Annotated in this window: 11 protein-coding genes; 6 read left to right on the top strand and 5 right to left on the bottom strand. The window is 64.4% G+C overall.

The features are described from left to right. A partial coding sequence (locus tag AC1DJT_RS27735; RefSeq protein ID WP_476835293.1) for a CheR family methyltransferase occupies positions 1–691 on the top strand: 691 nt, incomplete at its 5' end. Positions 692–910: 219 nt separating this feature from the next. On the opposite strand, the gene ctrA is transcribed toward AC1DJT_RS27735, so the two are convergent. Continuing rightward, positions 911–1,612, bottom strand: coding sequence for a response regulator transcription factor CtrA (gene ctrA / locus AC1DJT_RS27730; RefSeq protein WP_476835292.1), 702 nt, complete (start codon positions 1,610–1,612; stop codon positions 911–913). A gap of 344 nt (positions 1,613–1,956) precedes the next feature. Here ctrA and fliI point away from each other — a divergent pair, with 344 nt between their 5' ends. Continuing rightward, a complete protein-coding gene (fliI, locus tag AC1DJT_RS27725; RefSeq protein WP_476768087.1) occupies positions 1,957–3,297 on the top strand; it encodes a flagellar protein export ATPase FliI in 1,341 nt (446 codons plus the stop codon). On the opposite strand, the gene AC1DJT_RS27720 is transcribed toward fliI, so the two are convergent. Beyond that, entirely contained in the window at positions 3,284–4,489 is a 1,206-nt protein-coding gene (locus AC1DJT_RS27720; protein WP_476768088.1) for an MFS transporter, read from the bottom strand. The two genes, fliI and AC1DJT_RS27720, sit on opposite strands and share 14 nt — an antisense overlap. A 241-nt stretch (positions 4,490–4,730) precedes the next feature. On the opposite strand from AC1DJT_RS27720, the gene fliJ reads away from it, so the two are divergent. Then, positions 4,731–5,135 (top strand): flagellar export protein FliJ, encoded by a 405-nt coding sequence (gene fliJ, locus AC1DJT_RS27715; protein WP_043237924.1) that lies wholly within the window; start codon positions 4,731–4,733, stop codon positions 5,133–5,135. Positions 5,136–5,201: 66 nt separating this feature from the next. Here fliJ and AC1DJT_RS27710 read toward each other — a convergent pair whose 3' ends face one another. After that, a complete protein-coding gene (locus tag AC1DJT_RS27710; protein WP_476768089.1) occupies positions 5,202–5,897 on the bottom strand; it encodes a GNAT family N-acetyltransferase in 696 nt (231 codons plus the stop codon). A gap of 100 nt (positions 5,898–5,997) precedes the next feature. Here AC1DJT_RS27710 and copM point away from each other — a divergent pair, with 100 nt between their 5' ends. Then, on the top strand, positions 5,998–6,381 hold the full coding sequence (copM, locus tag AC1DJT_RS27705) for a CopM family metallochaperone (protein WP_441489560.1): 384 nt from the start codon (positions 5,998–6,000) through the stop codon (positions 6,379–6,381). A gap of 150 nt (positions 6,382–6,531) precedes the next feature. After that, positions 6,532–7,569, top strand: a complete 1,038-nt coding sequence (locus tag AC1DJT_RS27700; protein ID WP_441489561.1) for a lysylphosphatidylglycerol synthase transmembrane domain-containing protein — start codon at positions 6,532–6,534, stop codon at positions 7,567–7,569. Between the two features lie 61 nt (positions 7,570–7,630). Here the strand turns inward: AC1DJT_RS27700 and AC1DJT_RS27695 are convergent, their stop codons facing one another. Further along, positions 7,631–8,518, bottom strand: a complete 888-nt coding sequence (locus AC1DJT_RS27695) for a DMT family transporter (RefSeq protein ID WP_476768091.1) — start codon at positions 8,516–8,518, stop codon at positions 7,631–7,633. Between the two features lie 153 nt (positions 8,519–8,671). On the opposite strand from AC1DJT_RS27695, the gene AC1DJT_RS27690 reads away from it, so the two are divergent. Next, positions 8,672–9,226 carry a helix-turn-helix domain-containing protein gene (locus AC1DJT_RS27690; protein WP_476768092.1) on the top strand — a complete coding sequence of 185 codons (555 nt, stop codon included), beginning with the start codon at positions 8,672–8,674 and terminating at the stop codon, positions 9,224–9,226. Between the two features lie 7 nt (positions 9,227–9,233). On the opposite strand, the gene flhA is transcribed toward AC1DJT_RS27690, so the two are convergent. Beyond that, positions 9,234–11,318, bottom strand: coding sequence for a flagellar biosynthesis protein FlhA (flhA, locus tag AC1DJT_RS27685; RefSeq protein WP_476768100.1), 2,085 nt, complete (start codon positions 11,316–11,318; stop codon positions 9,234–9,236). Positions 11,319–11,372 lie beyond the last annotated feature (54 nt).

Here is an 11,372-nt window from a genome sequence, read left to right as displayed (position 1 = left end):
GATGACCACCAACGAGACCCTGTTCTTCCGCGACCGGACCCCATTCGATCTGTTCCGCAATGTGATCCTCCCCGAGAAACTCGCTGCGAATGCGGCCCACCGCTCCCTGCGGATCTGGTGCGCCGCAGTTTCGACCGGACAGGAAGCCTATTCCCTTGCCATGATCCTGGATGAGATGGCGGCACAGCTGGCGGGCTGGAGGATCGAGATCGTCGGAACCGACATCTCCGCAGAAGTCCTGGAGCGCGCCCGTGGCGGGCTCTACACCCAGTTCGAGATCCAGCGCGGCCTGCCGATCCAACTCCTGCTGAAGCACTTCCGGCAGGAAGGCGACAAGTGGCGCATCTCGGAGCAGATTCGCGCGATGGTCGAGCTGCGGCAGCATAACCTGCTCGATTCGAGCGGCCATTTCGGCCTCTTCGACGTGATCCTCTGCCGCAACGTGCTGATCTATTTTGACGTTCCGACCAAGGCGCGGGTGATGGCCGCACTGGCCCAGCGGCTCGCCCCGGATGGAGCCTTCCTGCTTGGCGCCGCAGAGACGGTGATCGGAATCACCACCAGCATCGTTCCGGACAAGCAGCATCGCGGCCTCTACCGCGACGGCCGCTCCGGCAAGGCTCAGTCGCCCGGTCTCGGCTACCCCTTCGACCGGCCGCGTCCGCTGCCCACGGCCGGCTCCCGCCTCTGATCATCGGACTGGATACCGTATCCGGTCGATGATCGAACCTTCTGTGTTTGCATCGGCTTGCCCGAAAACCGCAATCGACTTTCGGACCGATGCTTTAGGCCGCTGCCGCCATAAACAAAAACCCCGCCTCTCGGCGGGGTCCCGTCAACCTGTCGTGTACATCCGACGATCAGGCTGTATCTCTTGTCGCATCCGATCGTGACGACCGGATGACACCGATCACGCCGGAATGCGTTCCTCGACATCGTTCGGCTCGCGCAGCACGTAGCCGCGGCCCCAAACGGTTTCGATGTAGTTCTTTCCGTCCGACGCATTGGCGAGCTTCTTGCGGAGCTTGCAGATGAAAACGTCGATGATCTTGAGTTCCGGCTCGTCCATGCCGCCATAGAGATGGTTCAGGAACATCTCCTTGGTCAGCGTCGTGCCCTTGYGGAGCGAAAGCAGCTCCAGCATCTGGTATTCCTTGCCCGTCAGGTGCACGCGGGCGGCATCGACCTCGACGGTCTTGGTGTCGAGATTGACGACGAGATCGCCGGTGGTGATGACCGACTGCGCATGGCCCTTCGAGCGGCGCACGATGGCGTGGATGCGCGCGACAAGCTCATCCTTGTGGAAGGGCTTGGTGAGATAGTCGTCGGCGCCGAAGCCGAGGCCCTTCACCTTGTCCTCGATGCCGGCAAGACCGGAGAGGATCAGGATCGGCGTCTTCACCTTCGCKACGCGAAGGGAGCGCAGCACCTCATAGCCCGACATGTCCGGCAGGTTCAGGTCGAGGAGGATGATGTCGTAATCGTAGAGCTTGCCGAGATCGACACCCTCTTCGCCCAGATCGGTCGTATAGACGTTGAAGCTCTCTGATTTGAGCATCAGCTCAATGCTCTGGGCGGTTGCGCTATCGTMCTCGATCAGCAGAACCCGCATGTCACGTCCCCAATTTCGCCCCGAGGCAAGCTCGACCACATTCTCATCCGAACCCTCATGGCTCTGGACGACCAGGCGCTTGCCCGATGAAACGCCACGCGACACGCTACTGGGAAAATGGTTAACAAACCGTGATTCCCGAGCGCAAGCGCTTCCAKGGAGAAAGTGAACGATCCTTGTCGAGGTGAGTCGAAATTGACACGGATCGGGAGACCTTCGCCCGCGAAATCGCCYTTCGCGGAGGACTGTTCCGAGGAACAGGGACAAAAAGCCCCTGCAACACGACACAGCCTCGATGCACAGTGTTAATCACAGAGGTAAATGAAAGATTGACGGGACGGGGAATGAGCGGCGCAAAGCACGGTATAGACAGGTTATCCGACCTCGCCGCCACAATCGGTAACCTCGATGCGGTAACGACATTCGGCCGGGTGACGGGCGTGCGTGGCCTGATGGTCGAGGTCTCCGGACCGATCGGCGCCATGAGCCTTGGCGGACGCATCGAGATCGAGATCGCGCCGGGAACGCGTGTCCCCTGCGAAGTGATCGGCTTTTCCGGCGAAAAGGCGCTGGTGATGCCCTATGGCGGCCTCGACGGAGTCCGCCGCGGCTGCCCCGCCTATGTGGACAAGGCAGCCCCGGGCATCCGGCCGACCAATGCCTGGCTCGGCCGGGTTGTCGATGCGCTCGGAAGACCTGTGGACGGCGGCCCGCCCCTGCCTCAGGGAGAACATCTTTGCGCCTTCCGCGCCGACCCGCCCCCCGCGCATGCACGCCGCCGCGTCGGCTCCCCGCTCGATCTCGGCGTCCGCGCCCTCAACGCCTTCCTGACCTGCTGCCTTGGCCAGCGCATGGGCATCTTCGCCGGCTCGGGCGTCGGCAAATCGGTTCTTCTTTCCATGCTGGCCCGCTACGCACGCGCCGATGTCAACATCATCGGGCTCGTCGGCGAGCGCGGCCGCGAGGTCCAGGAGTTTCTGCAGGACGACCTCGGCCCGGAAGGCCTGGCGCGCTCCGTGGTCGTGGTCGCCACCTCCGACGAGCCGGCGCTGATGCGCAAGCAGGCCGCTCTCACCACCCTCACCTTGGCCGAGTACTTCCGCGACCAGGGCGCGCAGGTGATGTGCCTGATGGACTCGGTCACGCGCTTTGCCATGGCGATGCGCGAGATCGGCCTTGCCGCCGGCGAGCCGCCAACCACCAAGGGCTATACGCCGACCGTCTTCGCCGAGTTGCCGCGCCTGCTCGAACGCGCCGGTCCTGGCATCGGCGAAGGTGCCATCACCGGTCTGTTCACCGTGCTGGTCGATGGTGGAGACCATGACGAACCTGTCGCCGACGCGGTGCGCGGCATTCTCGACGGCCATATCGTCATGGAACGCTCCATTGCCGAGCGTGGGCGCTACCCGGCAATCAACGTGCTGAAATCCGTGTCGCGCACCATGCCGCGCTCCTGCGCCCCCCCCTACTATCCCGTCGTCCAGAAGGCCCGCGCGACACTCGCGACCTATTCCGACATGGAGGAGCTGATCCGGCTTGGCGCCTATCGCCAGGGCGCATCGGCAGAGGTCGACGAGGCCATCCGCCTCAACCCTCAGCTCGAAGCCTTCCTGAAACAGGCCAAGGACGAGGCGACGTCACTGGGGGAAGGCTACGCCCGGCTCGCAGCCATCATGGCGAGCTGACGCGGCGCACCAGGATCAGCATCGCCACCAGCGCGCCGGTCTGGATCACCGCCGAGATCATCAGCGCCGCGCTGCTGCCAAAGCGCTCGATCATCACCGCAAAGAGCAGCGGCGCGGCTGCGAAAGTCAGGTTCTGCGGAACCGTCAGCCGCCCGAGCATGGTCGCAAAGCCACGCCGGCCGAACAGCGAAAGCGGCAAGGTGGCGCGTGCCACGGAAATGACGCCCATGGCAGCATTGAAGGCGGCGACAAAGCCGATGGCGGAAAGCGCGGTCCCTGACGCCAGCGCCATGTAGAGGCAGGAGAGCGGCCCGAGCACAAGGCCGACCAAGGCCACACGCTCGACAGCGAAGCGTTCCCCGGCCAGGACGTCGACCAGACGGGCCACGAGCGTTGCAAGCCCGCCGAGCGAGGCGATCGTAACGGCCGTCGCACTGGTCAGTCCGGAACTCTGCAGTAGGCCGATGAGATGGAGGGGCAGCCCCCAGGAGACCAGCCCGCTTGCCGAAAAGGCAAAGGCCAGCAGCCAGAAGATCGGGCGACGCTCTTGCGGGGTCACCCTGCCCTCATCGGCAGGCAGAGCCGCCGCTGCCGGGCCGGCAGCGGGCGCATGAGGGGGCGTCACTGGGATGGCGAGATGGATCGGAAGCACGATCACGATCTGGATCGCGGCAAAGATCAAGAGGGCCACACGCCAGCCATAGGCAGCGCAGAGGGCTGCGGACAACGGCCAGAACACGCTCGAGGCAAGGCCCGTGGCAAGCATCATCACGCCGATGACGCGTCGTGTTCGCGCGCCCATCAGTTGCGCGACCGTGACATTGCCGACATTGGCGAGCGTCAGCGAGTGACCGATACCGATGACGAACCAGGTCGCGAGATAGCTGATCGGCCCCTGTGCCGCCGCGAGCAAGGCCAAGCCCAGTGCGCAGATGATGGCCCCGACACACATGGCACGCCGCGTTCCGCGACGATCGAGATGTCGCCCGACCATTGGCGCGACCACCGCACCGGTCACGAGCAGGATGGTGATGCCTCCGAAGACGATCTCCCCGCTCATCCCGAGATCTCGATCGAGATAGGCGGCAAGGACCGACGGCGCGTAATAGGTCGATCCCCAGCCGATAATGCGGGTGAGAGCGAGGCCGCAGAGCAGCGGCCAGTGCTCCGGAAGGCGTGATGAGGCGAGCAAGGGAAGGCGATCCGGGAGGGAAAGACGGGCGAACGCCCTGATAACTGCGCAGACTCTATAGGGGACACACAGCGTACGGCAGCAGCAGCGACGCGGGCTCAATATGCGTCGAAAGCGGGCGGCCTCGGTAAGAAACGGTCAACCTCCTTGCGCCATTGTCCTTTTCGTCTCGCGGATCAAGTTCCGGCGGCGAACCGAGGGGTCGGGGAGCCGCCATGCGTAACCAGGAGTTGGACACGACATGAAGTCGCGAGAGACCCTCTTGCGTCTCAAACGCTTCCAGGTGGACGAAAAGCGTCGCCGGGTAAGCCAGATTGAGATGATGATTGCGGATTTCCATCGCATGGCGACCGATCTGGATCGTGAGATCCAGAGCGAGGAGACACGGGCCGGTATCTCCGACCCTGCTCATTTCGCCTACCCGACCTATGCCAAGGCAGCGCTCGGGCGCCGCGACAACCTGCGGCAGTCGGCGGATAATCTGAAGGGCCAGCTCGACGAGGCCAAGGCCGAGCTTCAGGAAGCCTTCGAGGACATGAAGAAGGTCGAGATTCTCGACGATCGCGAGCGTGCTTCCGAGCGGGCCGCCGAAGCAGCGCGCGACCAGTCGATGATGGATTCGATCGGGCTGCGCTCACGCGCCTGACCGTCTGGCTTCAGGGATCTTGCACGAAAAAGGGGCGGGAGGCCGTTAGCCTCCCGCCCCCCTTTTTCATTCGATCACCGGATGATGCCGCACGGAGTCGCGCGGCATATGCCCTGCCAGCCGCGGATCATCGTCGACCTCGACGCTGCGCTTGAAGACCGTGAACCCCGAGCGCTGATAGAATTCCGGGGCGCTCTGATGATCGAGCGTGCAGGTGTGTACCCAGAAGCGCGAAATCGGCTGGGCCCAGGCCCGTTCCAGCGCCCGATTCATCAACCAGCGGCCGGCTCCGCGGCCCAGCACGGTTTCGTCCAGCCCGAAAAAGCTGAGCTCTCCCTCTTCCGCCACGCGGAAATCAAGCTCCAGCAATCCAACGTCGCGGCCATCGGCCCGAACGGCGAAGAACTCGACGGCTGGATCCGCCAGGATCGCCTCGATCTCCGCCACGGGCTTGACCAGCCGGCTGAACCACATCCAGCGCTCACCGAGCACACGGTAGATCGCGAGATAGCGCGTGACATCGTCTCTCCCGATCGGCTCGAGGGAGAAGCCCGAAAGGCCGGGCGGATCGGCCCGCTTGGCCGGCGGCGCAAACATCTCGAGAGATGTGACGATCGCCGCGATCTTGCCGGGCGGAAGGTCGGTGATGCCGGTCAGGCTGATGGGAATGCTGTCGCTCATGATCCTGTCTGCGGTACGTTGGCCGTGAGGCAGACGCTCGAAGCCTGCGCCGTCGAGGCTGCCGGATATCGCCGCGATCATGACATGATCCCGGGTGAAAGATCAGTTCGTACGGTGCATGGCCCATTCCCACCTGGAGAAGCTGTGGCGCGCCGCTTCAAACGAATGAGGATTCTTTTCGATGACCAGACGTGTAAAGCTGAAGCTCGCCGCCGCTCTCTTCGGCATCGCGGCACTGGGCGGTGTCGCCGTTGCGCAGCAGCACCAGGGTCACGGCGCCATGCAGGGCTCGGCGACCGGCGTCGCGGACACRCCGGCGACAGCCGCCTACAAGGCGGTCAATGACAAGATGCACAAGGACATGGCGACCTCCTTCACCGGCGACGCCGATGCCGATTTCGTGCGTGGCATGATTCCGCATCATCAGGGCGCCATCGACATGGCCAAGGTCGTGCTTGCTCATGGCAAGGACCCGGAAATCAAGAAGCTGGCCACTGAGGTCATCTCCGCCCAGGAGAAGGAGATCGCCTTCATGCGGGACTGGCTGAAGAAAAACGGAAAATAGGCCGTCCGTGCGGCCTGGCGCGGGCAACGCCGCTTGCCCTCGCCCTCCCTCGCTGGCACACAGGCGAAGGTTCGCTCCGGCCGGCTTCCCAGGCCTTCCCCTGCGCGCCGCGACACCGCCTTCGACGCCTCCTCGCAGCCTGCCGGTTTCATGAAACGCTATCTCGACTATCTCTGGCCGCTCATCGGTCTCGTCGCGGTCGTCTGGTCGGTCGAGTTGCTCTGGGACAAGCTCAAGGCCGAGGCCGGCACGGATGCCGCCGTCCAGGCATTGCTGGAGCAAGGAACCCTCTGGCAAAACATCAAGATCATTGCGGCCGGCATCGGCCAGAAGATCGCCTTGATCTCCCCGGACGCCTTCCTGCACGCAGCCCTCGCAACGCTCGTCGCTTACGCTGCGCTGGCCTGGTATGACCGCATTGCCTTGATCCATCTCGGCAAGGAGAAGGGCATCTCCTGGCCCTATATCGCGCTTTGTTCCTTCGTGACCTATGCGCTCTCGCACAATATCGGCGCCTCGGTCTTCTCGGGCGGCATGGTCCGGTTCCGCGCCTATACCGCGAAGGGCCTAACAACGGCCGATGTCGCGGTTCTGGTGGCGCTCTGCTCCTTCACCTTCGCCTTCGGAACCATTCTGCTGCTTGGGCTCGTCCTGATCGGGGAGCCTCAGATCCTGCGCCCGCTCGGCCGGCTTTCCCACTGGTTCACCCTCGGCGATGCGACTGCCCGGCTGATCGGCTTCGGGCTGCTCGCCTTCGTCGGGCTCTACACGGTCGGCTCCTGGCTGAAGTTCAGGCCGCTCAAGATCGGCAAGTTCGAGTTGATCTATCCCCGGCTGCCGGTCGTTGCGCGGCAATATCTCGCTGCGCCTCTGGAACTGATGGGTGCCGCCGGCATCATCTATTTCGCGCTGCCCGATCAGGGAAACCCCGGCTTCTTCATCGTGCTCGGCGCCTTCCTCCTTTCCTTCTCGGCCGGGCTGCTCAGCCAGGTACCGGGCGGGGTCGGCGTGATGGAAGCGGTCTTCCTCGCGGTCATGCCGGGCGTGCCGGCACCGGCTGTCTTTGCGGCCCTGCTGATCTGGCGGCTGTTCTACCTGATCCTGCCGCTGGTGATTTCGCTGCCGATCGTGCTGGCCTTCGAGCGCAGCCAGCTCAGGAAGAACACCCGCATCGCACCCCCTCCCTGACAAGCATGATGCCGAACGCGGGAACCGGCTTTCGGGTAGCATCAGGCGCTAGACCATGGCCTCAGCGTCTGAGCGCGATCGCAGCTGCGCCGAACATCAACACCGCGCCGATTGCCTCGGACAGGCCGAATGGCTCGTGCAGCACGACAACTCCGGCTGTGACAGCGATGGCCGGGCTGACGAAGGCATAGAGCCCGGCATGGAAGGCGCCCCAGTCGCGCAGCAGCCGCATGTAGATGGTGAAGCCGATCAGCGAGCCGCCAATCACCAGGACGGCAACGGCGGGCCAGACCGGCCACTCTCCGAGCGCGCGCATATCAGCAAGCGTGACGGGCTCGACAGCGAACGAGACGGCCGCAAGGCCGAGCGCACCAATGACCGTCTGCCAGCCGGCCAATGTCAGCGTCGGCATGGTGCCGGCGATCCGCCGCGTCAACACGGCGCCGAAGCAGTAGAGCAACGTGCCAAAGGCCACGGCCGCCAGCCCCCAGATCTCCATCGGATCGCCATGCGCCGCGCTCCAGCCGCTGGAGGCGCGCGTCGCGAACAGAAAACAAAGCCCGATGAGCCCAAGCACGATGGCCGCGATGCGCTGGCCGGTGATCCGCTGCCCCTCGATCAAGCGGCTCGCGATCAGCGTATAGATCGGGATCGTCGCGAGATTGACGATGGCGGCGAGCCCCGACGGTGCATGCGCGGTCCCCCAGAACAGGAAGGTGTAGTTGCCGGTATTCACCAGGAGTGCGGTGATCAGCAGGCGCCGCCGCGCTGCGGGTGGAACGGCGAGAAGATCGCGCCCGGCCCAGAGCAGCATCAGGACACCAGCGATCGAGAACCGTGCCGCTGCAAGGAAGATCGGCGGAACATGGGCCGAGCCGATCTTGACCGGCAGGAAGGTCAGCCCCCAGACCAGACACATCAGGGCGAAGTAAAAGGCGTTGCGCGACATGCCCCGGTCCTTAGCGATGCGGAAACGGCAGGGCCAATGCCGGATTGGCGACGGCTGCAGGGGCGCGACGCAAGCGGGCGTCCTGCGCTTCCGCGCCGTCTGTCATGGGTTGCACTCTGAACGATCTACTATAGAAGAATCAACGCTATGATAATGGACGATTTGACGTCAAGGCTTGCCGAACGCATGCGCATCGAGCGGGAAAGCCGCGGCTGGAGCCTGAGCGATCTCGCCGACAAATCCGGGGTGTCCCGCGCGATGATCAGCAAGATCGAGCGGGGAGAAGCGAGCCCGACCGCTGTCCTCCTCGGCCGGCTTTCCGGCGCCTTCGGGTTGACCTTGTCGAACCTTCTGGCGCGAGCCGAGACGCCGAGCGAGTTTCTCCGACGCTGCGCGGATCAACCATTCTGGCGCGATCCCGAAACCGGCTTCACTCGGCGCGCCATTTCGCCGGCTGGCGAAGCGGGCATCGAGCTGGTCGATGCCGAGTTGCCGCCCAGTGCACGCATCTCGTATCCCGCAAGCTCCTACGCGTTCATCAGGCAGCAGATCTGGGTGCAGTCCGGCATGCTCGACTTTCGCGAAGGCGAGACGATGAAGCGGCTGCAGGCCGGTGACTGTCTTGAACTCGGCCCGCCCAGAGATTGCAGCTTCTGCAATCCCGGACCGGAACCGGTGCGCTATCTCGTTGTCGTCGTGCGCCGCTGAAGCCGGCTCAGACGCTTCCAACCGTCTTCAGCCGGACGCGGGGATGGATTTCCCCCTGCGACAGCACGGGTGTCTCGCGGCGGAAGCGCTCGATGATCTGGCGCACGAACGGTCGTGCCATGCCGGAGGTGACCAGCGCCGGCATCTCGCCGATACGCGCCGCGTCCTCGAACTTGTCGCGGACCTGATGCACGAATTCCTGCAGGCGCGAGGGCTGCATGGCCAGATGCCGGTCCTCACCCTGGCCGACGATCGACTCGGCAAAGATGCTCTCCCAGGCCGGCGAGAGCGTGATGATCGGCAAATGCCCCTGCTGGTTCGAGAACTGGGCACAGATCTGCCGGGCCAGCCGCACCCGGACATGTTCGGCGATGTCGCGCGGGTTCTTGATACCGCCGGCGACTTCGGCGATGCCTTCGACGACGGTGGCGAGATCGCGGATCGAGATGCGCTCCGCGAGCAGCAGCTGCAGCACGCGCTGGATTCCCGTGGTCGAGATCTGGCTCGGCACGATCTCCTTGACGAGGTCGGCATGGTCCTTGGGCAATTCGCGCAGCAGTTTCTGCACTTCGCCATGCGAGAGCAGCTCCGGCATATGCGACTTCAGCACTTCGGTCAGATGCGTCGAGATCACCGTGGCGGCATCGACCACGGTGAAGCCGCGCAGCTGCGCCTCATCCTGCAGTGACGCGTCGATCCAGGTGGCAGGCAGGCCGAAGGTCGGCTCCAGCACGTTGTGGCCGGGCAGATTCACGCTGCCGCCCATCGGGTCCATGGCCATGAACTGGCCGGCATAGACGATGCCGTGCCCCGCATCGATCTCCTTGATCTTGATGTAGTAGTGGTTCGCTTCGAGCTGGACGTTGTCGACGATGCGCACCGCCGGCATCACGAAACCGAGCTCGGCAGCGAGCTGGCGGCGCAGTGCCCGGACCTGATCGGTCAGCCGATCCTGCCCGCCCGCCGCGTTGACCAGCGGCAGCAGCCCGTAGCCGATCTCGATCTTGAGCTCGTCGAGCTTGAGCAGATCGTTGAGCGTCTCCTCCTTCGGCGTGCCATCGGCGGCAAGCGGCGATGCAGCCTGCGCAGCCTCCGCCACCTGAACTTCCCGTGCCTTGGCGATCTGACCGAAATGGCGCGCGAGCCAGGCCGAACCACCGGCGAGCAGCAGGAAGGGCAGCATCGGGATACCGGGCAGGATTGCGATCAGCAGCATTACCGCCGCCGACATGCCGAGCGCCTTCGGGTACCCTGAGAGCTGCCTGCCGAGCGCCTTGTCGGCGGCGCCGCGCACGCCTGACTTGGAGACCAGAAGGCCGGCCGCCGTCGAGACGATCAGGGCCGGAATCTGGCTGACGAGGCCATCGCCGACGGTCAGCTGCGTATAGGCGCGCGCCGCATCCCCGAAGCCCATGCCCTGCTGCGCGACGCCGATGATGATGCCGCCGAGGACGTTGATGAAGGTGATGAGCAAGCCGGCGATGGCGTCGCCGCGCACGAATTTCGAGGCACCGTCCATCGAACCGAAGAAGTTGGCCTCGTCCTCCAGCGCCTTGCGGCGCTCCTTGGCGACGTCCTGATCGATGAGACCGGCCGAGAGATCGGCGTCGATCGCCATCTGCTTGCCGGGCATGGCATCCAGGGCGAAGCGCGCCGCAACTTCGGCGATGCGGCCCGAACCTTTGGTGATGACCACGAAATTGACGATGATCAGGATGGTGAAGACGATCACCCCGATCACGAAATTGCCGCTCATCACGAAATTGCCGAAGGCTTCGATGACGTGGCCAGCGGCGGCACTGCCTTCGTGGCCGTGAGCGAGGATCAGGCGCGTCGAGGCGAGATTGAGCGCCAGCCGCAGCATCGTGACGATCAGCAGCACTGTCGGAAAAGCCGAGAATTCCAGCGGCTCCTCGATGAAGAGCGCCGTCATCAGCACCAGTACGGACAGGATGATCGACAAGGCCAGGAGCAGGTCGAGCAGCAGTGCCGGCAGCGGGAAGATGAGCACCACGAGGATGCCCATGACGCCGATGGCGAGGAACAGGTCGGGCCGGTTGAGGAAATTCCCCATGGCGCCGCCGCTGGGCATCTTGAAACCGCCACCGGCGCCCGCCGCTACATCCGTCATCGACCAGTCCACTCC

The sequence above is a fragment of the Allobosea sp. 05T422_2 genome (assembly GCF_056396265.1).
This window is presented reverse-complemented; position numbering and strand designations above follow the sequence as displayed.